Below are 21,794 nucleotides of genomic sequence, written 5' to 3'. Positions count from 1 at the left end.
ATTCTGGATTGCTTCGCTGCGCTCGCAATGACGGAGTTCGTGGCGCTGACGGTGCTGTTTCAACTCAAACCCGCTAGCAGGCACACCCCCGCCTCCTCGCGGCGTAGTTCGCCCGAGCCATGCTTCCGTCTTGCTTCCCTCCGGGAGCAGAGGGCGCAGGGAAGACCGGGTGCCGGCCGGGCACCCACGGTCCGCTGTGCGCGAATGCGCGAAGAACAGATGCACAGCGGCATACAGGTGAAGCCAAACATCCGGCCTTCCCTGCGCAGTGGCTTTACGGCTTATGTCGTGCTCTCCCCGGGGAGCGATGCACTATTGCCCCCGTCGCCTTGCGAGCGATCGCAAGACTTGACGCACAGACCCCGGGCGTCAGGACCACACGATTTTGCCGTACGCGAGACCGCGCCCGTCGTGCCGCGAGACAATCGCTCGCGTGACGCAGCCCGCGTCCACCGCCGCTCACCCCGCGTTTCGTGACGATCGCGATACGCCCCTCTGACTGGGATGAGGTGGTCGCCAAATACGATAATTCCGAATTTCGGTAAAGCTGAATATTTTTGCGCGCCCGGATTGACCCATGGCGTGGGTGTTTTGCCCGGCGGGCAACACAAGGGACGGTGTCGTCGGACCAGGAGTCAACTGGAACGGCTCAGCCTCCAGAACGAGCCAGCAGCTTCGAAATTCTGATCTCGGCCGCTCCGGCACCAAATAAGCCATCGCCGTCCAATCCTTGTAGGTCGTCGTAACCCAAAAGGGGCTCCGACACGCTACTTATCGGATCACTGTCGGTGTACCGAACCAACCAAGCTCTTTTCGATATGGGATCTCGCCTGACAAAGTCGGGGATGGGCCAATCCGCTCGACGCCAGAGCGGCACCTTGCCAATGACCGTCCAGCGTCCCTCAATCAAACCGAGATCTCCGAAGCGCAATCTGGCGACAGCACGATCAGGATGAAGCTCATCAAGTGTTGCCGATGCCACCTCTTCGAGAGGCGGACCAAAGAAATATCCGACGAGGACTCTCCCCCGCCGGGCCGATCGCGCCACCACACCACGAGCAAATCCTTCGTTTCGAAGTGGCAGCACAAATACTGAGCCTTCTTCGTAGGGTAGCTTCATTTTACTATCCATGGCGCTGTGCGCCTTTGCCCACCCTACGGGACTGCTCAGGGCTCTCGGTGACGCCGTTCCAACTGTTTCATGGCGTTCATCCGAAGCACGCTATCGTGAGACCGCGATAGCTCAACCAGCCTTGCCTCAGCCAGGGCACCTGGAACTTTCCCAATCGCCCAGATTGCCTTCACGGCCAAGGCACGATTGTCATCGAACTCAAGATATTTGGGCACCCTCTGCGTTGCCTGAAAAAGTGCGTCCACAGTTTCGCCGCTCGGCCAATTTTCCAGCGCGCTTACGATGTCCTCATGGCTGTGATGCCAGCCGGCATTGGCGAGATCAACGAGAATATCCTTGTGTTGAACACAAAATCCAAATGTGAATCCCACGATCAACGCACATTGCAATTCCTCGGCATTCTGAGTCCTTTGAGCATCGTCCAGCAAGTCGAACGCCAGCTTGTCCTGCTGAAGGGCGGACGGGAAACGACTTACGAAGTCCTCCTTCGAAACCCGCCTTTTTCCGCTTGGTTCGATCATGAGATCGCGACAAAGACGTCGTTGTTCCGGTGTCACGGCTTCGGCCTCATCGCTCCCAAGACATTTGATTCACAAACTGATCATCCGCCGCAATTTACCGGCCGCGGCGGGCAAGACAAAGGATTACGGTCCCTACGAATGCGTAGCCACCTACTCCGCCGCGATCTGCCTTGGCGCGGGCGGCGGGCTCGCCAAGTCCGCGGCGAGTTGGGCGTAGCGGGCCTTGGCCTCAGTGACGGCCTTTTCCTTCACTGGGCCATAGCCGCGGATGCGGTCGGGCAGCGACAGCAACTCCACTGCGGTGTCGATCGTGAGCGGCGACAGCAGGCCGAGCACGGTGGCGACGTCCTTTTCGTAGCCGGCGATCAGATCGCGCTCGAGCTTGCGGTCGGCGCTGCGGCCGAAGATGTCGAATGGCGTGCCGCGCAGGAACTTGAACTTCGCCAGCACGCGGAAGACGTTCAGCATCCACGGCCCGAAGGCGCGCTTCTTGGGGCGGCCCAAGGCATCGACGCCACTGGCCAGGATCGGCGGCGCGAGATTGAAGCTGACCTTGAAATCGCCCTCGAACTGATCGCGGAGCTGCTGCTCGAAGGCGCCGTCGATGAAAAGGCGCGCGACTTCGTATTCGTCCTTGTAGGCCAGGAGCTTGGCATAGTTCACCGCGACCGCGCGCGGCAGCGCGTCGTCATAGCCGCCTTGCCTCGCGGCATCGCGAACCTGGTCGACCAGCTTGCGGTAGCGTTTTGCCAGGCGGCCGTTCTGATAGGCGGTCAGGTGCTTGGCGCGGTGCTCGACGATTTCGTCGAGCGTCATCGCATCCAGCGTCTTGGGCGCAACGACCTCGCCCGTTTCCTTCAACATGCCCGCAAGACGCTGGGGATCGGCGACCGCGAGGCGGCCGAGGCGGAAGGCTTCCTTGTTCATCTTGATCGAGACGCCGTTGACCTCGATCGCCTGCTCGATCGACTCCGCCGACAGCGGGAACAGCCCCTTCTGATAGGCATAGCCCATCATCATCATGTTGGTGGCGATGGAATCGCCCAGCAGCTGCTCGGCCGGCTTGGTGAAGTCGAAGAAGACGGAGTCCTTGTGCAGCGCCGTCTCCAGCAATCCGTTCAGCTTGCGGGTCTGGAAGTTGAAGTCGCGGTTGAGGACGAAGTCGGCGGTGGGAATGACGTGGCTGTTGATGATGCCGCGGGTGCGGCTGGTGTCGCAGAGCGAGATCGTGTCCTTGGCGACCGCGACCACCTCGTCGGCGGCGAGGACGAGATCGGCCGTGCCGGTGACGATGCGCGAGCACGTTACCTCGGCCGGATGATCGGACAGGCGGACATGGCTCAGCACCGCCCCACCCTTCTGCGCGAGGCCCGACATGTCGAGGATCATCGAGGCCTTGCCCTCGATGTGGGCGGCCATGCCGAGCAGCGCGCCGATGGTGAGCACGCCGGTGCCGCCGACACCGCCGACGGCGATGTTGTAGGGCTTGTCCAGCGTCGGGCGCGAGGCCGGCTCCGGCAGCGCGCCGATCTCTTCAAACTCGGCCGGCGCACGGTGGCGCGGCGCGCCGCCGTCGACGGTGACGAAGGACGGGCAGAACCCCTTCACGCAGGAATAGTCCTTGTTGCAGGACGACTGGTTGATGGCGCGCTTGCGGCCGAACTCGGTCTCCAGCGGCTCGACCGAGATGCAGTTCGACTGCACCGAGCAGTCGCCGCAGCCTTCGCAGACGGCCGGGTTGATCATGACACGGCGCGCCGGATCCTCCATCAGGCCGCGCTTGCGGCGGCGGCGCTTTTCGGCGGCGCAGGTCTGCACGAAGACGATCGCCGAGGTACCCTTGTACTCGCGGCACATCTTCATGACGTGGTCGAGTTCGTCGCGGTGATACTTCTTCACGCCGGGCGCGATGGTGTCGGCGGGATAAGTATCGGGCGCCTCCGAGACCAGATAGATCTCGCGGATGCCCTCGGCGTGGAGCTGGAAGGTGATCTGCTGCGGCGAGAGATCGCCGTCATGACGCTGGCCGCCGGTCATGGCGACCGCGTCGTTGTAGAGGATCTTGTAGGTGATGTTGGTCTTGGAGGCGACCGCCTGACGGATGGCGAGCAGACCGGAGTGGAAATAGGTGCCGTCGCCGAGGTTGGCGAAGATGTGGTTCTCGTTGGTGAAGGGCGCGATGCCGACCCACGGCACGCCCTCGCCGCCCATATGGGTGAACGTCTCGGTCGAGCGGTCCATCCACAGCGCCATGAAGTGACAGCCGATGCCGGCAAGCGCGCGGCTGCCTTCGGGGACCTTGGTCGAGGTGTTGTGGGGGCAGCCGGAGCAGAAATACGGGACGCGGGAGACGGGGGCGACCGCCTGCATCTGGGTGGCCTGACGGCCGTTGAACCAGTCGGCCTTGGCGCGGAGCATCTCCGCGATCTCGGGGTTGAGATTAAGTCGGAGAAGTCGCTCGGTGAGCGAGGTCGCAAGCGAGGCGACGCTGAGCTCGGCGGCGAAAGTCAGGAAGCGCTTGTCGTGCTCGTCCATCTTGCCGACGATGCGCGGGCGGACGTCATCGCGCCAGTTGAACAGCTCCTGCTTGACCTGGTTCTCGACGATCTCGCGCCGCTCTTCGATGATGAAAATCTCTTCGAGGCCGACCGCGAACTGGCGCACGCCTTCCGGCTCCAGCGGCCAGGGCATGCCGATCTTGTAGAGACGGAGACCGATCTTGGCGGCGACCTCCTCGGTGATCCCGAGCTCGCGCAGCGCTTGCCGCACGTCCTCATAGCTCTTGCCGGACGCCATGATGCCGAAGCGCGCGTTCGGCGAATCCATGGTGACGCGGTTGACCTTGTTGGCGCGCGCAAAGGCGATCGCGGCAAAGCCCTTGTAGTCCTGGAGGCGGCGGTCCTGCTCGAAGCGGTCGTCGGGCCAGCGCAGATTGAGGCCGCCGGGCGGCAGCTCGAAATCAGGCGGGATGATGAAGGGCTTCATCTCGTCGGTGAGGTCGATCTCGGCGGTGGTCTCCACCGTCTCCGTGATCACCTTCATGCCGACCCAGCAGCCCGAGTAGCGCGACATCGCGATGCCGAGCAGGCCCATCTCGATCATCTCGTGGATGCTGGACGGGTAGAGATACGGCATCAGCGCCGATATGAAGGCGTGGTCGGACTGATGCGGGACGGTCGAGGACTTTGCGCCGTGGTCGTCGCCGGCCAGGCACAGCACACCGCCGTTCTTGGCCGAGCCCGCGGCATTGCCATGGCGGAACACGTCGCCGCAGCGATCGACGCCGGGGCCCTTGCCGTACCAGATGCCGACCACACCGTCATACTTGGCGCCGGGCGAGAGGTTGAGCTGCTGCGAACCCCAGACGGCGGTCGCGGCCAGGTCCTCGTTCACACCGGGCTGGAACTTGATGTTGTACTGCTCGAGATGCTTTCGCGCCGCAAAGAGCTGCTGGTCATAGCCGCCAAGCGGCGAGCCGCGGTAGCCGGAGATGAAGCCCGCGGTATTGAGGCCATTGGCGCGGTCGCGCCGGATCTGGGCCATGGGCAGGCGAACCAGGGCCTGGATGCCGGTGGTGAAGACGTGTCCGGTGTCCTGGGTGTATTTTTGATCGAGACTGATCGGACCCTGGTTGATGCCCATGCTGTCCTCTTTCCACGCCCTGTTCAGGTCTTTGTCACTTAACGTCGCTTAAGCCGTTGCCTGCCCGTTGTTTTTAGCTAGGGCGCACCGACCATCTCCACCACTCTATGTCGGATATTTAACGCTCCGCATCACAAATCTGGACCAAAGGGAGCGCCGGGTAAAAATCGCAATTTCGTGGCTGCAAAGGCGTCAGGCATTTTCAATTTGTGTCACGATACCCCCGCCGTCGCGAAATGAATTGACGCCCCTTTCACGCAGGCGACGTCGAATGGTCGCAGGAGAGGCTTTCGATGCGGACGATTCTGGCTGGCCTGGCTGTTGTGGGTTTGGCGTTGTGCAGTGCGGTTGCGAGCACGGTCCGTGCCGCCGAGCCGCCGCCGGAGCTGATCGCCTACGGCAAGACGCTGGTCGAGGCCGGTGACTGCGCGGGCTGCCACACCGCCGATCCGGCAAAGCCGTTCGCGGGCGGAAAGCGCATCGATACGCCCTTCGGCGCGATCTATGCGCCGAACCTGACGCCCGACCGGGACACCGGGATCGGCGGCTGGGCGGATGCCGATTTCACCCGCGCCCTCCGCTATGGCGTCGCGCCTGACGGCTCGAACTACTATCCGGCCTTCCCCTATCCCTACTTCACGAAGATGACGAAGGACGACACGCTGGCCATCCGCGCCTATCTCGGCACGCTGGCGCCCGTCGTGAGCCGCAACAAGCCGCCGGAGCTGCGCTGGCCGTTCGGTTATCGCGGCCTGATGCGGATCTGGAACACCATGTATTTCAAGCCCGGCCTGTTCGAGCCGGACCAGAGCCAGAGCGCGGCCTGGAATCGCGGCGGCTATCTGGTCACCGGGCTCGGCCATTGCGGCGCCTGCCATACGCCGAAGAACTATTTTGGCGCCGACAAGCAGGCGCAGGCATTGTCCGGCAACGAGGTCGGCGGCTGGTACGCCCCAAGGCTCGATGGTGCGCCCCGCGCCGGGCTGAAGTCGTGGAGCATGGAGGACATCGCCGAATATCTGCAGAGCGGCCGCAATGCCAAAAGCCATGCCGACGGGTTGATGGCGGAGGTGGTCGTCAACTCGACCTCGAAGATGAGCGACGCCGATGTCCGCGCGATCGCGGTCTACCTGAAGAGCCTGCCGCCGGCGCGGCGCGAGACGATCGTGACGCCGCCCGACGAGGCCACGATGAAAGCCGGCCAGGCGGTCTACGCAAAATTCTGCATCGCCTGCCACGAAGCCGACGGCACCGGTAGCCCGCGCATCTATCCGCCGCTGCCCGCCAACGCGCTGCTGCAATCGGTCAATCCGTCCTCGACCTTGCGCATCACCCTCGACGGCGCCCACACCGTGACGACGCCCCGCGCGCCCAACACCGGCGAGATGCCGGCCTATGCCAAGCAATTGTCCGACCAGGAGATCGCGGCGGTGACCAACTACATCCGCAACTCCTGGGGCAATTCGGCCCCGCTGGTGACGCCGGGGCAGGTGGCGAAGGCGCGGAAGCAGGACTAGTCCGCAACTCCATAAGAGGTCGTCATGCCCGGGCTTAGCCGTCCGAAGGACGGCGTCGCTCCCGCTCGCCTATGTCCCGGGCATCCACGTTCTTCGTGCCGTGAGCAAGACGTGGATGGCCGGGTCAAGCCCGGCCATGACGCCATGGAAATCTGGAGAGACGAAGAAAGAGCGCTAACGCTCATCCCCCGTGAACACGAACTTCGGCATCTCCCATTTGTAGCGCACCGCGAGCAGGCGAAAGCTGATGCCGAGGATGAAGGTCAAGATCGTCCAGAGTTCGGCGTTGATGCTGAGGCCGAAGGCGGTCGCATAGAACAGGCCGGTCACGACCGAGACGCTGGCGTAGAGCTCGGAGCGAAACAGCAGCGGCACGTCGTTGCAGAGCACGTCGCGCAACACGCCGCCGGCGCAGCCCGTCACCATGCCCGAGACAATGACGATCGGTAGCGAGACATCCATCTGCCAGGCGATGTCGCAACCGGTCATGGTGAAGACGACGAGGCCGATGGCATCGAGCACGATGAAGGCGAACTGAAGCCGGTGCACGAGGCGCGCGACCAGGATGGTCAGCAGCGCTGCAGCGCCGGGAAGCACGAGATAGATCGGGTTCGCGACCCAGGCCAGCGGATAGTGACCGAGGAACAGGTCGCGCAGCGTGCCACCTCCGAGCGCGGTGATGCTGCCGAGCATGCAGACGCCGACATAGTCCATGCTGCGCCGCCCCGCAGCAAGCGCCGCGGTCATGCCCTGCGCCGTCAAGGCGACCAGCGCCAGAAGATGCAGCACGCTATCGCTCGGCGGCAAACTCCACATCGCTTTGTTCCCCTGATTCCCGCCGTGGAACTTACGTCCGCGGTTCCAGGATGAACAAGGGTTCATCCTGGAACAACAGGTTCCCGATTCCCGGCGCAACATGCGACGAAAGCATCAGGGGGCGGAACAGAATCTCGCATCCACGGGTTGTCCAGCCGCAATAATCGAGGAGACCCAATCGATGGCTGACGACCGTTTTCCCAACGATCCGTATCGCCCGAATCTCGCCGATGAAGAGTATCTCCGTGCGGCGCGACGGGATGCCGACCTTCAGGCCGACCCCGAGCTGGGCGAAGGCCCCGCCTCCAGCGGCAAGGTCGCACTGTTTGCCGTGGCTGTCGCCCTGGTGCTGGGCGCCGTGTTCTATGGCTTGAACAACACGACCACGGGCAACCAGGCGAGCAATGAGCCTGCGACGAAGACCGCCCAGCAGGCTCCGCCGACCAATCCAGCGGCGCCTCCCGGCATGCGCGACGTGACGCCGCGCAACAACGCCGCGCCGGGCGTAACCACGGGTGCTGCGCCGAGCAAGCCGGCCGCGCCGGATCCGGCCGCTCCGTCTGACGGCGCGAAGTAAGAGTTCGCAGCGACGCATGAAAGCGGCGGGACACAACATCCCGCCGCTTTTCGTTTGGCCCTAATGTTGGCGCATGATCTCCGCGCAAACGCGTTCCGCGTTTGTCGCGAGGGAAAACCGCTGCACGCTCTTCCGGATCATGCTCTAGCCGAACATCTTGTTGAGCTCGCCGCCGGGATAGCCGCTGCCGAGCTCGGCGAACGTCCCCTTCTCCGCCATCTCCTTCGCCGCGCGCATGAAGCCGCCCCAGGCGGCGCGGGCGAGCGAGCCGCCGACGCTGATCCGGCGCACGCCGAGATCTTCGGCCTCCTGCAACGACAGGCCGGAGCCGCCGATCAAGAGGTTGAACGGCTTTGGATGCACCGCCTTCACCACCGCGGCGATGTCCTCGCGGCTCTTCAGGCCCGGCGCGTAGAGGCAGTCGGCGCCGGCATCCGCGTAGGCGGTGAGCCGGTCGATGACGAGCTTGAGATCGGTCACGCCCCAGAGGTACGCCTCGCAGCGGCCGACCAGCAGCGTGCCGCTGTCGCCGATCGCCTTGCGCGAGGCCTTGATGCGCTCGACCGCGAGCGCGCGATCGTAGAGCGGCTTGTCCTTGTCACCGGTGGAATCCTCGATCGACAGCCCGGCGACGCCGGTGCGCACACCGCGCTCGACATTGTCGGCGACCTTGTCGGGCTCGACCGCAAAGCCGCCCTCGAAATCCGCATTCACGGGAATGTCGACCGCCGAGCTCAATGCTGCCAGATGCTGACAGACGTCCTCGACGGTGACGTGGTTGTCGGCCTTGCCGATGGTCCATGCAAAGCCCGCGCTCGATGACGCAATCGCCTTGAAACCAAGATGCTGCAACGCCTTGGCGCTGCCGACATCGACCGGATTGGGCAAAATGAAGCAGCCGCTCTCGTGCATCTTCCTGAAGGTCGCGCGCTTGTCCGCGGTCGTCACGTGCATGTTTCTCTCCCTTGTTGGCCGCGCAGACATAGGCACGCATTCGGGGCAGCGCCAGTGCGCGCCCGGAGTGCGCTAGTGCGCGTCGTGCACTGCGCGGCTGTCTTTCGGCGCCTCGTCGCGATCATTCATGCCGTAGTCCCTGACGACGCTGGCAATGCGCAGGCGATAGTCGGCAAAGATCTGTGCCCTGCCCCTGGCCTGGGTGCGGCGGTGCTCCATCGTGTTGCGCCAGGCCTGCACGGCTGCCTCATCCCGCCAGAACGACACCGACAGGATCTTGCCCTTCTCGGTCAGGCTCTCGAAGCGCTCGACCGAGATGAAGCCGTCGATGGTTTGCAGGATCGGCTTCAGATCGGCGGCAAGGTCGAAATATGTCTGGCGATGCTCGGGCTTGGGCCAGACCTCGAAGATCACGGCGATCATGGGCGTCTCCTGCTGACGGTGTCGTGGCCTACAATACCACCTTGCGCAGGAAGGTGCGCTCTTCCGCGAGGATGAACTTGTGTTCCTCCGCGAAATGGAAGTTCGCCATGCCATCCGTATCCTGGCGCAGCCGGGCGCGATAGGCCTCATAGGCGGCCAGGCTCTCGAAGGTGATCAGCGCGAAGGCGATGTTGTTGGTGCCCTCGTGCGGCATGAAATAGCCGATCAGGTCGCCGCCGCATTTCGGGATGATGGTGAGCCAGCGTTTTGAATATTCCTCAAATTGTGCGCGCTTGAACGGATCGAGCTGGTAGCGGATGAAGACGGTGACGGACATGTGAAGCTCCTGTGTTTCCACATCGTCATTGCGAGCGCAGCGAAGCGATCCAGGAATCTCTCCGCGGAGACAGCCTGGATTGCTTCGTCGCCAGTGCAAAATTGCTTCGCAATTTTGTCACGGGCTCCTCGCAATGACGACTTGGTGAGAGCCTACGCGCTTGCCCGACCACAATGCTTCGGCTACCATCGAAGCATGAAATCAGGACCCGACATCGCCATGGTCGCTTCGCTCGTCGGCGACCCCGCCCGCGCCAACATGCTCACGGCGCTGATGAACGGACGCGCGCTGACCGCGAGCGAGCTCGCGCAGGAGGCCGGCATCACGCCGCAGACGGCGAGCTCGCACCTTTCGAAGCTCGAGGCCGGCGGGCTCGTCGAACCGGAGAAGCAGGGCCGCCACCGCTACTACCGCCTCACCGACGACGATGTTGCCGGCGTGCTCGAAGGCCTTGCGGGGCTCGCCGCACGCACCGGCCACATGCGCGTGCGCACCGGGCCGAAGGATCCGGCGCTGCGGCGCGCGCGCATCTGCTACGATCATCTCGCCGGCGATCTCGGCGTGCAGATGCTCGACACCATGCGCGAGCGGCAGCTGGTCAGGCAGAAGAAGCAGGACATCGAGCTGACCGCCGAGGGCGAGCGCTTCCTCGCCAAGCATTTGCAGATCTCGCCGGACATGCTCACCCATCCGCGCCGCCCGGTCTGCAAGGCCTGCCTCGACTGGAGCGAGCGGCGCCACCATCTCGCCGGCACGCTGGGCGCCACCATGATGCAGCGCTTCACCGAGCTGAAATGGGCCGCGCGCGACGCCACGCCCGGCAGCCGCGTGGTGAATTTCACCCGCACGGGCGAGAAGCAGTTTGCGGCGCTGTTCGGAAATGGGAAGGACTAAACACAACTGCGTGTGAACGACGACACTCGTCATGGCCGGGCTTGACCCGGCCATCCACGCCTTTAATGCGGCTCGCACGTGGATGCCCGGATCAGCCCGGGCATGACGGAGACCTCCATGAACCGCATCTTCTCAGCTACACTCGCCGCCGCCCTTCTCGCCGCTCCTCTCGCATCTCGCGCCGCCGACACCACTCCGCGCGAGCCCTATGGCATCGCGCTCGAGGGCTTTGCCTATCCCTATCCCGTGCACCTGCTGCCTGTTGTCAACGACGGCGAGCAGCTCGCCATGGCCTATATGGACGTCGCGCCTCAGCAGCCGAACGGCCGCACCGTGGTGCTGCTGCACGGGCGCAATTTCCCGTCGAGCTACTGGGCGCCAGTGATCAAGATGCTGAGCGAAGCCGGTTTCCGCGTCGTGGTGCCCGACCAGATCGGCTTCGGCAAATCCTCCAAGCCGACAGGTGAATTGCATTTCGACACGCTGGCGCGCAACACCATCGCGCTGCTCGACCATCTCAAGATCGACAAGGCCGAGATCGTCGCCCATTCGCTCGGCGGCATGCTGGGCGTGCGCATCGCCCGCGCCTATCCCGACAGAATAGCCCATCTCGTGCTGACCGCGCCGATCGGGCTGGAAGACTATCGCCTCTACGTGCCGCCCACGCCGACCGAGAAGATCATCGAGAGCGAAGACAAGCTCACGGCCGAGGGCTATCGCAAGCAGCTCCAGACCAATTACGCGATCAAGCTGCCGCCGGATCAGATCACGCCCTTCATCGACGCCCGCTTCAACATCAAGGGCAGCCCCGACTATCCGCGCTGGCTGCGCGCCTTCGTCAGCTCCGGCCAGATGATCTATCGCGAGCCGGTCGCGCACGAGGTCGCGCTTGTTTCCGAGCCGACGCTGTTCATCATGGGCGCCGACGACCACAACGCACCGGGCCGTCCGAACGCACCGGAGGCGCTGCGCGCGAAGATGGGGCAGAACGCCGAGCTCGCGAAGGCGTTCGCCGCGAAGATGCCGAATGCGCGGGCCGAGGTGATCCCCGACACCGGCCATCTCGTCTTCCTGGAAGCGCCGGAGAAGTACCGGGAGCTGGTGCTGGGCTTTCTCGGCCGCTAGCGACGCCGGCGTGTCGCCTGGAGCAGGATGCGGGCAGTATTCATGCCGCATTCAGATCATGATTGGCAGATTTGGATCGCGACGTGTCGACACGTGTCTCCCCAAATTTAACGTGTCGAATCGTGTCTCTTGATTCATTGTGCGCCGCAAGCCCGCTGTCCCAAGAATCTCCCCCCAAGAACGAGAAGGAAGATCAAATGAAATATCTCTTCGCCGCCGTGATGCTTGCCAGCGCGGTCGTTGGTTTCAGCGAGGCGGCCAGCGCCGCGGAGGGTTGTGGTCCCGGCTGGTATCGTGGCCGCTATGGCAACTGCCGTCCGATGGGCGGGCGTCCGCCGGTCGTGGTCGTGGCGCCCCGCCCCGCGCCGGTCGTCGTGCTGCGTCCGCGCGCGTGCCCCTATGGCCTGCGCTGGTACGCCGGCCGCTGCCGTCCGTTCTGATCCCGTATTTTCGCATTGCGAAATGGCCGCGCGGCGAAAGCCTGCGCGGCCTTTTTCTTTTGGGCACCCTCCAGCACATTGGCTTGCAGGAGCGCCGAATCAAAACGGGGACCGCGAACCGCGATCCCCGTCCGGATTTCGATTGCCGAGCGCTTACCAGTAGCGGCGATGCCAGCGCCGGCGGCGCCAGCCCCAGTGCCTGCGGCGCCAACCCCAGTGATGGCCACGACCGTGCCAGTGCACCTGTTCGGGCTTGAGCTGTGCGGCTTCATCGCTGGTGGTGACGGCGGGATGAGCGTCCGGGTTGCCCTGCGGCATGCGGGAATCACCGAGCGGCTGCGGCGCCAGCGGCGCGGCCTGTGCGGCAGCGGTGAACGCAGCGGCTCCCGCCGCGGCACCGAATGCGAGTTTCAGAAAATTGCGGCGTTCCATGACATCTCCCTCTCGGGCAAGCGTTGATGATGCCGAGCAAGTGTCGGGCCCGCGATATGAACTGCGGCTGAATCGCGCGTTCAGATTCGTCGCAAAGGTGACAGCCGGAACTCGTGGTCCGGATGGAGCGAAGCGCAATCCGGGCTACGCGCCGGCGCCCTGCTTCGCAAACTCCTGCGCCAGCACTAGCGTTTCGCGCGTGCGCGTCACCTCGGGCCAGTCGCGGTTGAAATCGGCGACGAGCTTTTTCAGTGCGTCACCCCTGAACATTGCCGCGAGCTTGGCCTCGTCGTCGAACTGATACATCGCCTGGTGCAGCGAGGGATCGTCGAGGCTCCAGAACCGCCAGGCTTTGCTCACGCCGAATGCCTTCACCGCGTCGGGCACGTTCGGTCTTGTATCATGTGTCGAAGGCGGCGCGCTTGCTCGCGTCGGTGACGGCGGCGCGGACGACGAAGAAGGCGGATGGCATCGGGTTTCCTCCCTGTTATTTGGCATGAGACTAGCCGCTCATGTCGCCGACGACAAAAAGAGTTGGCACGGGTGTCGGAACGCACGCCCTTCATCCGTCCTATGCCCGGACAACACGGAGATGACCCATGGGCGACCTCACCCTCACCACCTTCGACTGGGTTCCCGAGATGCCGCGCGGCTTCGTGCGCGATCTTCGCGTGCGCTGGGCGCTCGAAGAGGCGGCCTTGCCGTACCGCGTCGCGAGCGTGCCGTTCGGCGATCGCGGCGCTGCGCATCTTGCGCACCAGCCTTTCGGCCAGGTGCCGTGGCTCACCGATGGCGACATCTCGATCTTCGAGAGCGGCGCGATCCTGCTCCATCTGGGCGAGCGCAGCGCGGCGCTAATGCCCACCGACCCGCGCGGTCGCACCGAAGCGATCAAGTGGGTGTTCGCCGCGCTCAATTCGGTGGAGATGGCGAGCCTGCCCTGGGCATTGTTCAAATTCACCGGCAGTGACGACGGTTCACCTGCCGTGAAGTTCGTCGACGACTTCCTCAAGCTCCGCCTCAAGCACATGGAGCCGGTGCTGGCCGGCCGCGAGTGGCTGGCCGGATCCTTCTCCGTCGCCGACATCCTGATGTCGGACGTGCTGCGCCTCGTCGATCACTTCGACGGGTTGAGGGACCATCCGGCCTGCCGCGCCTACGTCGCGCGCGCGACGGCACGCCCGGCCTTTGCCAAGGCCCGCGCCGACCAGATGGCGCATTTCGCTGCGGCGGATGGGGCACGCTAACGCAGACGGATTAGCGAAGCGCAATCCGCCAATGTCCGCCTCAACAAAATTGGTGGGTTACGCCCAGCGAACTGCGCTTCGCGCAGTCGCAAGGTTCACCCACCCTACGCGCTCAACCTGTTCCACCCTCGCTTCTAGTTTTGCGAACGCGTAAAGGGGACAAAACGCACGAGAGCGACGCCGCGCGTCGTCGTCTTGCCGGGGGCGATTTTTTCGACGACTGTGAGCTGTTGAGTGGTGTAACCGGGTCCCACCGGCATAACGAGACGGCCCCCCACTTTGAGCTGCTCAATCAGCGGCGACGGTGGCTGCCCGAGCGCGGCAGTCACGACGATGGCGTCAAAAGGACCGCATTCGGGCCAGCCGTCGTAGCCGTCGCCAAGCCTGACGCTCACGTTGTCATACGCGAGGTCTCTTAGTCTTTTCGCGGCGGTCTCGGCCAATTGCGGGATGATCTCGATGCTGCAGACCTTTCGCGCGAGCTGCGCAAGGATGGCGGCCTGGTAGCCCGAACCGGTACCGACTTCGAGCACAACGTGATCGGGCGCGACCTCGGCCAACTGGGTCATCAAGGCCACAATGTACGGCTGCGATATGGTCTGGCCGAGGCCGATTGGTATCGGTCTATCGACGTATGCGATAGAGCAAGATTGCTCAGGGATGAACAGGTGGCGTTTCGTTTGCGCCATGGCCTCAAGGACCCTCTCCGACAGGCCTTGCTGTCCCGAAACACCGGCAGCGGACCGGGCGTAGGCCCGGATGGCCTCGACCATGGCGGCGCGTTCGCGGACGCATTGTGCGTCCTGTGCGGTCGCTTCCCAGGCGACGACACCCATGGCGACCGCGAGCAGTGGCAAGACCTTCATGATCGTGCGCTCTCCAAGAGGAACACAATTCACGTCGACCGTTTGAGCGCTAACCCTGCGCGTAAGATCCGACCTCGCCCCGCAAGCAAGGCGAGGTTTGCTTAAGCTCAGGTGCCCTCGAACTTGAACGACACGTTGAGTTTAGCGCGATAGGCCTCTACTTTTCCTTTGGCGTCCAGCTGAATATCGAGCTTGACGACCTCTGCGACACGAAGGTCACGAAGAGATTTTGCAGCCTGCTCGACCGCGTTGGCGGCGGCCTTTTCCCAGGAATCGTTGCTGGTGCCGATCAGTTCTATGACCTTGTAGACGCTCTCAGGCATGTCGTCCTCCCGTTCGGTATGAAGCAGGAAGCAGGTGCTCCCTGCCACAGTCGAGCCTAGCACGCCCGCGCCGCAACAACGTCGCGGTAGCCCGTTAGCCCGTATTCCTGACCGCTTCAGCTAGCATGGCGTAAAGCTGGTGCTTGCTGAATTCCTTGGGCTGCTTGTTTGTTGTCTTCCGCGACACCTTCTTTGCTGCCGGCTGGGCACAGGCAACCAACAACGCCGGCTCTCGCTTCCGGACCGACCTTATCTTGGGTTTTGCTGTTGGCGGCTTGTGGCCACGCGTCAGGCCCAAGCGAGTTAGCCTGCCGCAGACAGCGTTACGGCTACACCCGAGACGGCGCGCGATCTGCGCGGCACTCTGTCCTTGGACCCAGAGTTTTTTGAGCAGCGCTACGTCTTTCGCATCCCAACTCATGGGAGATATTGTACGCCAACTGCCATCCACTTTTCTAGTCTTCGTCCGGCTCGCGTACGACCGCCGGTTCGTCGTCGTCCCCCTCCTCTTCTCCCTCCTCGTCCTCTTCATCGTCATCAGGATCCCGGGGCGGCATCTTGCTGCCCTTGATCACAAAGTGACTCCAATCCATCAAGCCGGTGGGAAATTCTTCGGGGATGTTTTGCTTCATGGTGTTGCTCCTCGGGTCTGGAGCTTGAGAGCGCCGGTGATTAATGTGCCGGGCATCTTGCGGTTGTGGGTTCGACGGTCTTGTCGATGCAGGCCCGTCGCTTCGGCTGCATCCAGCCGCTACAGCTTGTAGCCGATCTTTCGCAGCAGGTCTTTCCGCCACGCAATGTCCTCGTCGGTTTCGACACCCAGCGGTGAGGCGCCATCCACCACCCCGAGCACGCCGCAGCCCTGCTCCGTTTGCGCGACGATCACTTGTGTGGGGTTGGCCGTCGCGCAGTAGATGCGGCAGACCTCCGGCGCCGCGCGCACCGCAGCCAGCACGTTGACTGGAAAGAATCCGTCGCCCAGGAAGATCAGGAATGTATGGCCGGCGCCGATGGCCATTGCGTTGTCGCGTGCAAGCGCGATCGCGGCTTCGTCGTTCCCCGACCAGCGCACCAGCCGCTTGCCGGAGGCCTCGCAGAAGGCCAGCCCGAAGCGGATGCCCGGAACTGCGCCCACCAGCGCCTCATGGAGGTCTTCCACAGTCTTGATGAAATGCGACTGGCCGAAGATGAAGTTGGTTGCGTCCGGCTTGACGATCGGCACCACGGTGAGTTCCATGGCTGCGCTCCTTCAAGGTCCCAACGCCGTTCATGGTAGGCCACCAGAAGGCAATTGCAAGCGGCCAGAGACAGCCGATTTCGCGCCGAAAGCCACTGGCAGCGAAGCAAGGGACGGGCGAAGCTGGGGCAGTGAACGATGTCGGACGTGCTGCGCCTCGTCGATCACTTCGACGGGTTGAGGGACCATCCGGCCTGCCGCGCCTACGTCGCGCGCGCGACGGCACGCCTGGCCTTTGCAAAGGCCCGCGCCGACCAGATGGCGCATTTCGCTGCGGCGGATAAGGCGCGCGCCGGAGTGTGACGAGCCTCACATAATTAATCCGGTGCTCGCCATAGGCTCACCGCCATCGGAACGAAGCAATTTGGGACAAACAATTCCGGCGGAAGGTGACACATGGCCCGCATCGAATTTCTGAAAGAGCAGCTTGCCCGCGCAGAGAGGCTGGCAAAGGCCATCCTCGACCAGCACACCGTGGAGCGGCTTCAGGCGTTCGCAGCCGAATGCCGCGAGGAGTTGCAGATCCTGACGCGCAGGGCTGCGGCGTGATGCGAGCGAGCGCCCACCAAGGGGCGCGTCACACCAGCTTCATCGGCGCATCGGCAACCACGCGAAGGTCGATCCTGCCGATCAGCTGAGATCGAAGCGCCTCCGCATCACCGATCGCGCTCTCCGTCTGCCGCAACGTGCTGACATTCGAGCCGAGCGACACGATCCCGCCCAGCACCAGAGCAATCGATCCGAGCGCGGCGGTCTGCCCTGTCCCGAACAGGCCGAGGATCGCGAACAACAGCAGCGCGCCTCCGCCGCCGATCGCGATCTTGGACGCCAGAATGTACTTCCGGCAGCGCTCGGCGATCTCGGCGAGCCGCTCGATCCGATCTTCGATCTGTGAAATCTCGTCGGTCTGATCGTCTTCGGTCATCGGATTTTGATCGAGGATGCCAAATCAGAAGCGTAGCCAGTAGCCCGCATGAGCGAAGCGACATGCGGGACTCTTGCGTGGAAACCCGGATGTCGCTTCGCTCATCCGGGCTACTCATTCCTCACAACGGCAAATTGTCGTGCTTCTTCGCCGGCGCTTCCACCTTCTTGTCCTTCAGCATCGCCAACGCCCGCGCGATCCGCTTGCGGGTCGAGTGCGGCATGATGACGTCGTCGATGTAGCCGCGCTCGGCGGCGATGAAGGGGGACAGGAAGCGGTCTTCGTATTCCTTCGTTCGCGCGGCGATCTTGTCGGGGTCGCCGATGTCGCTGCGGAAGATGATCTCGACCGCGCCCTTGGCGCCCATCACCGCGATCTGGGCGGTCGGCCAGGCGTAGTTCATGTCGGCGCCGATCTCCTTGGAGGCCATGACGTCGAAGGCGCCGCCATAGGCCTTGCGGGTGATGATGGTGACCAGCGGCACGGTGCACTGCGAATAGGCGAACAGGAGCTTGGCACCGTGCTTGATCAGGCCGCCATATTCCTGCGCGGTACCGGGAAGGAAGCCCGGCACGTCGACGAAGGTGACGATCGGGATGTTGAAGGCATCGCAGAAGCGGACGAAGCGCGCGGCCTTGCGCGAGGCGTCGCTGTCGAGCACGCCCGCCAGCACCATCGGCTGGTTGGCGACGAAGCCGACGGTGCGGCCGGCGATGCGGCCGAAGCCGGTGACGATGTTCTTCGCAAAGGACTCCGCGATCTCGAAGAAGTCGCCCTCGTCCACGACCTTCAGGATCAATTCCTTCATGTCGTAGGGCTTATTCGGATTGTCGGGGATCAGCGTGTCCAGGGACATGTCGACGCGGCCGATGTCGTCGAAGCTCGGCCATTCCGGCACACCGTCGGTGTTGTTGGACGGCAGGAAGTCGATCAGGCGCCGCATCTGGAGCAGCGTCTCGACGTCGTTCTCGAAGGCGCCGTCCGCGATCGAGGAGCGCGTGGCGTGCACCGAGGCGCCGCCGAGCTCTTCCGCGGTGACGACCTCGTTGGTCACCGTCTTCACCACGTCGGGGCCGGTGACGAACATGTAGCTGGTGTTCTTCACCATGAAGATGAAGTCGGTCATGGCAGGCGAATAGACGTCGCCACCGGCGCAGGGGCCCATGATGACGGAGATCTGCGGGATCACGCCGGAGGCGAGCACATTGCGGCGGAACACGTAGGAATAACCGGCGAGCGCCGCGACGCCCTCCTGGATGCGGGCGCCGCCCGCGTCATAAAGGCCGATGATGGGCGCCCTCGCCTTCATCGCCATGTCCTGCAACTTGGTGATCTTCAGCGCGTGGGTCTCGGACAGCGAGCCGCCGAACACGGTGAAGTCCTTGGCGAAGACGAACGTCTTGCGGCCGTTGACGGTGCCCCAGCCGGTGACGACGCCGTCGCCGGGCACCTTGGTCTTCTCCATGCCGAACTCGGTGGAGCGGTGCTCGACGAACATGTCGAACTCCTCGAACGATCCCTTGTCGAGCAAGAGCTCGATGCGCTCGCGCGCGGTCAGCTTGCCGCGGGCGTGCTGCGCTTCGATGCGCTTCTCCCCGCCGCCGAGCTTTGCGCCGGCACGACGATCTTCAAGGGCGTCCAGGATATGTTTCATTTGCTCCCGCCAGTTCTAAATGCGATTGCCGGGGGTTCTAACACGGCATTTTGCAGGCCGGGAAGCCGCTTTCGGGCTCGCAGGGCTGCCTTGCCGCAGCGGGAAAGCGCAAGGAATTACAAAGTTTTGCCTAGGAGACGACGATGGACCAAGGAACGGCCGAGACCGGCGCTGTGACGGGCGGTGTCAACATCCTGCTGCGCCTGGAGGGCCTGACCCTGTTTGCAGGCATGGTGATGCTCTACTGGGCCTGGGACGGCTCCTGGCTCGTCTTTGCCGTGCTCTTCTTCGTCCCCGATCTGAGCTTCCTGGCATACCTCTCCGACGCCAAATTCGGCGCGCTGGTCTACAACGCCGCCCACAGCTACATGGCGCCGGTGGCGCTGCTGACGCTGGGCTTCGGCCTCGCCTCGCCGCTCACCTTGTCCATCGCCTTGATCTGGCTGGCCCATATCGGCATCGACCGGGCGCTGGGCTATGGCCTGAAATATTCGGCCGGGTTCGGCTTTACCCATCTCGGGCGGATTGGCCGGCAGAAGGACGCCTGATCTTAAATTTGGCGGCCGCTTCGGCTGACTGCGTAGCCCGGATGGAGCGGAGCGTAATCCGGGGTCGTCCCCCACGCTGCGCTGTCCCGGATTTCGCTCCGCTCGTTCGGGCTACGAGACCGTATTTGCCGCGCCAGCCGGTTGACCCGGCGCGCCGATTCAGGCTTGCTCCAGGCTTACGATCAGGCGCCGAATGTTGCGTGAGCCCAGTCGGTACGGCGGCGGTCCTCACGTCTGACTGCAAGCATCACCTCATGTCCGCGACGGTCGTCCCCCTGCCGCCGAACTCATCGTCCGAAACCGTCGATTTCCTGCGGCGCATGGCCAGCATGGTGTCGGGACGGAACGGCGAGATGCTGCTGCGTGCCGCAAGCCTGATCGAGTCGCTGACGCAGCGGGCGATGTCAGCCGAGCGGCTCTATCATCAGCAGCACGAAGAGAACACACGCCATGTCGAGCTGCGCGAGGCCGCCGAGCTTGCCTCCGACGCCATGGTCGCCCAGATCGAGGCGCTGCGGGCGCAGCTCACCGAGGTGACGGCGGCTGCGGCGGCCGAGCGTGCGGCATTCCATGCCGAGCGCGGCAAGCTGCTCGGCCTGATGCAGGATGCGGAAAGCCACATCGGCAAGCTCACCACCGAGCTCGATACGCTGCGCGCCTCCGTCGACAGCTTCAACGAGACCGTGGTCTCCGTGCCGATCGAGGTGCTGCGGCTGGCGCGGACGCAGTTCGATTATCTCTCCAGCGGCTTTGCCAGGCGCGGCGACGTGATCTCGCAGGCCATGAGCGAGATCGGCGGCTTTGCCATCGACCAGGCGCTGACGACCAAGAAGGCGGCCGACAAGGCCTGAGGCACTCGGGGTCGTCATGCCCGGGCTTGTCCCGCCTGCGGGGCCGAAGCCCCTTCGGCGAGGCGAAGGCCCGGGCATCCACGTTCTTAGGAGCAGCTAACGAAGGTCGTGGATGGCCGGGACAAGCCCGGCCATGACGCTGTGGAAGCTTCCGCGCCCCGAGCGCTGACGTCATATGTGATTGCCCTGCGCATAGGCCGGCGCGCATCAAATTGACAGCGCGGGGGCCCGTTGTTCTACTGCATAATACATCAGGGAGAATCCGATGCCGAGGGCATTCCTCGTCGCTGCCGCGCTCATCGCGCTTTGTGTCGCAACCGCGCTCGCCAACGCGCAATCCCTTCCCAAGGACGCCGCCACCCGGGTCGAGATCTTCCCGATCCCCTCGCTCACCCTCTCCGACCAGCAATTCCTCAGCGGCGATGCGGCCGCCGGCAAGCCGGTGACGGTCGCCGGCGAATTCCGCGTCGCGCAGGGCAGCGGAAAACTTCCCGTCGTCGTGCTGATGCACGGCTCCAGCGGCGTCGGCGCCACCACGGAAGCCTGGGTGCACGCGTTCAACGCCATGGGCATCTCCACCTTCGTGATCGACGGCTTTACCGGCCGCGGACTGACGGTGGTCGGACCGAACCAGGCGCTGCTCGGCCGGCTCAATCTGATCGTCGACATCTACCGTTCGCTCGAGATTTTGGCGAAGCATCCCCGCGTCGATCCCGACCGCATCGTGCTGATGGGCTTTTCGCGCGGCGGACAGGCGACGCTCTATGCGAGCCTCGACCGCTTCAACAAGCTCTGGAACAAGTCCGGCATCCAGTTCGCCGCCTACATCCCGTTCTATCCGGACTGTGCGACGACCTACCTCGGCGATACCGAGGTCGCGGCGCGCCCGATCCGCATCTTCCACGGCACGCCTGACGACTACAACCCGGTGAAGAGCTGCAAGGCCTTCGTCGAGCGGCTCAAGACCGCTGGACGCGATGTGGTGCTGACCGAATACCCCGATAGCGCGCACGGCTTCGACAGCGGCCTGCTCGGCGCCGCCACCGTGACTGTCTCCGCCAACGCCCAGACCGTGCGCAATTGCCAGATCAGGGAAGGCGACGGCGGCGTGCTGATGAACGCCGGCACGCAGGCGCCCTTCACCTACAAGGACGCCTGCGTCGAGCTCAATCCCCATGTCGGCGGCAATCCCGCAACCGCCGCGGAGTCGCGCAAGGCCGTGGAGGAATTCTTGCAGGTGCTGTTCAAGCTGGGATAGGCGCTGAGACACTGCTCAGCCTTCATGGTTCGAGACGCCCGCTTTGCGGGTTCCTCTCCATGACGAGCACGTGAG

Annotated in this window: 25 protein-coding genes and 2 pseudogenes; 11 read left to right on the top strand and 16 right to left on the bottom strand. The window is 63.9% G+C overall.

The window, feature by feature from the left end:
• Nucleotides 1–649 precede the first annotated feature (649 nt).
• The 3 genes from XI09_RS03785 to XI09_RS03775 form a co-directional block, all read right to left on the bottom strand.
• Nucleotides 650–1,120, bottom strand: a complete 471-nt coding sequence (locus XI09_RS03785; RefSeq protein WP_271565718.1) for an immunity 26/phosphotriesterase HocA family protein — start codon at nt 1,118–1,120, stop codon at nt 650–652.
• Nucleotides 1,121–1,167: 47 nt separating this feature from the next.
• Nucleotides 1,168–1,689, bottom strand: a complete 522-nt coding sequence (locus XI09_RS03780; RefSeq protein WP_271565717.1) for a hypothetical protein — start codon at nt 1,687–1,689, stop codon at nt 1,168–1,170.
• Nucleotides 1,690–1,803: 114 nt separating this feature from the next.
• Nucleotides 1,804–5,295, bottom strand: coding sequence for an indolepyruvate ferredoxin oxidoreductase family protein (locus XI09_RS03775; RefSeq protein WP_271565716.1), 3,492 nt, complete (start codon nt 5,293–5,295; stop codon nt 1,804–1,806).
• A gap of 293 nt (nt 5,296–5,588) precedes the next feature.
• Between XI09_RS03775 and XI09_RS03770 the strand changes: the two genes are divergently transcribed.
• Complete coding sequence (locus XI09_RS03770; protein ID WP_271565715.1) at nt 5,589–6,812, top strand: c-type cytochrome; 1,224 nt, start codon at nt 5,589–5,591, stop codon at nt 6,810–6,812.
• A 174-nt stretch (nt 6,813–6,986) separates the two neighbouring features.
• Here the strand turns inward: XI09_RS03770 and XI09_RS03765 are convergent, their stop codons facing one another.
• The gene (locus tag XI09_RS03765) at nt 6,987–7,628 is read right to left on the bottom strand and encodes a trimeric intracellular cation channel family protein (protein WP_271565714.1); all 642 of its coding nucleotides are present in this window, start codon (nt 7,626–7,628) and stop codon (nt 6,987–6,989) included.
• Nucleotides 7,629–7,809: 181 nt separating this feature from the next.
• Here XI09_RS03765 and XI09_RS03760 point away from each other — a divergent pair, with 181 nt between their 5' ends.
• The gene (locus XI09_RS03760; protein ID WP_271565713.1) at nt 7,810–8,205 is read left to right on the top strand and encodes a hypothetical protein; all 396 of its coding nucleotides are present in this window, start codon (nt 7,810–7,812) and stop codon (nt 8,203–8,205) included.
• Nucleotides 8,206–8,349: 144 nt separating this feature from the next.
• Here XI09_RS03760 and XI09_RS03755 read toward each other — a convergent pair whose 3' ends face one another.
• The 3 genes from XI09_RS03755 to XI09_RS03745 all read right to left on the bottom strand — a co-directional run bounded on the left by XI09_RS03755 (nt 8,350) and on the right by XI09_RS03745 (nt 9,919).
• On the bottom strand, nt 8,350–9,159 hold the full coding sequence (locus XI09_RS03755; protein ID WP_271565712.1) for an isocitrate lyase/PEP mutase family protein: 810 nt from the start codon (nt 9,157–9,159) through the stop codon (nt 8,350–8,352).
• A gap of 72 nt (nt 9,160–9,231) precedes the next feature.
• Complete coding sequence (locus tag XI09_RS03750) at nt 9,232–9,582, bottom strand: antibiotic biosynthesis monooxygenase family protein (RefSeq protein ID WP_092192740.1); 351 nt, start codon at nt 9,580–9,582, stop codon at nt 9,232–9,234.
• A gap of 28 nt (nt 9,583–9,610) precedes the next feature.
• Nucleotides 9,611–9,919, bottom strand: coding sequence for an NIPSNAP family protein (locus XI09_RS03745; RefSeq protein WP_271565711.1), 309 nt, complete (start codon nt 9,917–9,919; stop codon nt 9,611–9,613).
• 195 nt (nt 9,920–10,114) lie between these two features.
• On the opposite strand from XI09_RS03745, the gene XI09_RS03740 reads away from it, so the two are divergent.
• The 3 genes from XI09_RS03740 (at nt 10,115) to XI09_RS03730 (ending at nt 12,378) form a co-directional block, all read left to right on the top strand.
• Nucleotides 10,115–10,813 (top strand): winged helix-turn-helix domain-containing protein, encoded by a 699-nt coding sequence (locus tag XI09_RS03740; protein WP_271565710.1) that lies wholly within the window; start codon nt 10,115–10,117, stop codon nt 10,811–10,813.
• 117 nt (nt 10,814–10,930) lie between these two features.
• Nucleotides 10,931–11,938 carry an alpha/beta fold hydrolase gene (locus XI09_RS03735; protein WP_271565709.1) on the top strand — a complete coding sequence of 336 codons (1,008 nt, stop codon included), beginning with the start codon at nt 10,931–10,933 and terminating at the stop codon, nt 11,936–11,938.
• A 197-nt stretch (nt 11,939–12,135) separates the two neighbouring features.
• Nucleotides 12,136–12,378: a GCG_CRPN prefix-to-repeats domain-containing protein gene (locus tag XI09_RS03730; RefSeq protein WP_271565708.1), complete on the top strand. Its 243-nt coding sequence runs from the start codon at nt 12,136–12,138 to the stop codon at nt 12,376–12,378.
• A gap of 153 nt (nt 12,379–12,531) precedes the next feature.
• Here XI09_RS03730 and XI09_RS03725 read toward each other — a convergent pair whose 3' ends face one another.
• Nucleotides 12,532–12,810: a twin-arginine translocation signal domain-containing protein gene (locus tag XI09_RS03725; RefSeq protein WP_271565707.1), complete on the bottom strand. Its 279-nt coding sequence runs from the start codon at nt 12,808–12,810 to the stop codon at nt 12,532–12,534.
• A 144-nt stretch (nt 12,811–12,954) separates the two neighbouring features.
• Nucleotides 12,955–13,282, bottom strand: a pseudogene (locus tag XI09_RS03720) (hypothetical protein).
• 127 nt (nt 13,283–13,409) lie between these two features.
• Between XI09_RS03720 and XI09_RS03715 the strand changes: the two are divergent.
• Nucleotides 13,410–14,057 carry a glutathione S-transferase family protein gene (locus tag XI09_RS03715; RefSeq protein WP_271565706.1) on the top strand — a complete coding sequence of 216 codons (648 nt, stop codon included), beginning with the start codon at nt 13,410–13,412 and terminating at the stop codon, nt 14,055–14,057.
• Between the two features lie 134 nt (nt 14,058–14,191).
• Here the strand turns inward: XI09_RS03715 and XI09_RS03710 are convergent, their stop codons facing one another.
• The 5 genes from XI09_RS03710 to XI09_RS03690 form a co-directional block, all read right to left on the bottom strand.
• Nucleotides 14,192–14,923 carry a protein-L-isoaspartate(D-aspartate) O-methyltransferase gene (locus XI09_RS03710; protein ID WP_271565705.1) on the bottom strand — a complete coding sequence of 244 codons (732 nt, stop codon included), beginning with the start codon at nt 14,921–14,923 and terminating at the stop codon, nt 14,192–14,194.
• A 107-nt stretch (nt 14,924–15,030) separates the two neighbouring features.
• Nucleotides 15,031–15,246 (bottom strand): dodecin family protein, encoded by a 216-nt coding sequence (locus XI09_RS03705; protein ID WP_135178112.1) that lies wholly within the window; start codon nt 15,244–15,246, stop codon nt 15,031–15,033.
• Nucleotides 15,247–15,340: 94 nt separating this feature from the next.
• Nucleotides 15,341–15,667 carry a GcrA family cell cycle regulator gene (locus XI09_RS03700; RefSeq protein ID WP_038967071.1) on the bottom strand — a complete coding sequence of 109 codons (327 nt, stop codon included), beginning with the start codon at nt 15,665–15,667 and terminating at the stop codon, nt 15,341–15,343.
• Between the two features lie 34 nt (nt 15,668–15,701).
• Nucleotides 15,702–15,878, bottom strand: a complete 177-nt coding sequence (locus XI09_RS03695; protein ID WP_271565704.1) for a hypothetical protein — start codon at nt 15,876–15,878, stop codon at nt 15,702–15,704.
• Between the two features lie 119 nt (nt 15,879–15,997).
• Entirely contained in the window at nt 15,998–16,483 is a 486-nt protein-coding gene (locus XI09_RS03690; RefSeq protein WP_011088110.1) for an adenosine-specific kinase, read from the bottom strand.
• A gap of 138 nt (nt 16,484–16,621) precedes the next feature.
• On the opposite strand from XI09_RS03690, the pseudogene XI09_RS03685 reads away from it, so the two are divergent.
• Nucleotides 16,622–16,786, top strand: a pseudogene (locus XI09_RS03685) (glutathione S-transferase family protein); the annotation flags it as partial.
• A 93-nt stretch (nt 16,787–16,879) separates the two neighbouring features.
• Nucleotides 16,880–17,032, top strand: a complete 153-nt coding sequence (locus tag XI09_RS03680; RefSeq protein WP_271565703.1) for a hypothetical protein — start codon at nt 16,880–16,882, stop codon at nt 17,030–17,032.
• 28 nt (nt 17,033–17,060) lie between these two features.
• Here XI09_RS03680 and XI09_RS03675 read toward each other — a convergent pair whose 3' ends face one another.
• Both XI09_RS03675 and XI09_RS03670 read right to left on the bottom strand, forming a co-directional pair.
• Nucleotides 17,061–17,408 carry a hypothetical protein gene (locus XI09_RS03675; RefSeq protein WP_135178109.1) on the bottom strand — a complete coding sequence of 116 codons (348 nt, stop codon included), beginning with the start codon at nt 17,406–17,408 and terminating at the stop codon, nt 17,061–17,063.
• A gap of 121 nt (nt 17,409–17,529) precedes the next feature.
• Nucleotides 17,530–19,062 (bottom strand): acyl-CoA carboxylase subunit beta, encoded by a 1,533-nt coding sequence (locus XI09_RS03670; protein ID WP_271565702.1) that lies wholly within the window; start codon nt 19,060–19,062, stop codon nt 17,530–17,532.
• Nucleotides 19,063–19,205: 143 nt separating this feature from the next.
• Here XI09_RS03670 and XI09_RS03665 point away from each other — a divergent pair, with 143 nt between their 5' ends.
• The 3 genes from XI09_RS03665 to XI09_RS03655 all read left to right on the top strand — a co-directional run bounded on the left by XI09_RS03665 (nt 19,206) and on the right by XI09_RS03655 (nt 21,719).
• Nucleotides 19,206–19,610, top strand: a complete 405-nt coding sequence (locus XI09_RS03665) for a DUF4260 domain-containing protein (protein WP_271565701.1) — start codon at nt 19,206–19,208, stop codon at nt 19,608–19,610.
• Nucleotides 19,611–19,864: 254 nt separating this feature from the next.
• Nucleotides 19,865–20,461 carry a hypothetical protein gene (locus tag XI09_RS03660; RefSeq protein WP_271565700.1) on the top strand — a complete coding sequence of 199 codons (597 nt, stop codon included), beginning with the start codon at nt 19,865–19,867 and terminating at the stop codon, nt 20,459–20,461.
• A 265-nt stretch (nt 20,462–20,726) separates the two neighbouring features.
• Nucleotides 20,727–21,719, top strand: coding sequence for a dienelactone hydrolase family protein (locus XI09_RS03655; protein WP_271565699.1), 993 nt, complete (start codon nt 20,727–20,729; stop codon nt 21,717–21,719).
• Nucleotides 21,720–21,794: the final 75 nt, after the last annotated feature.

Source organism: Bradyrhizobium sp. CCBAU 11386 (assembly GCF_028128955.1).
GTDB lineage: Bacteria > Pseudomonadota > Alphaproteobacteria > Rhizobiales > Xanthobacteraceae > Bradyrhizobium.
This window is presented reverse-complemented; position numbering and strand designations above follow the sequence as displayed.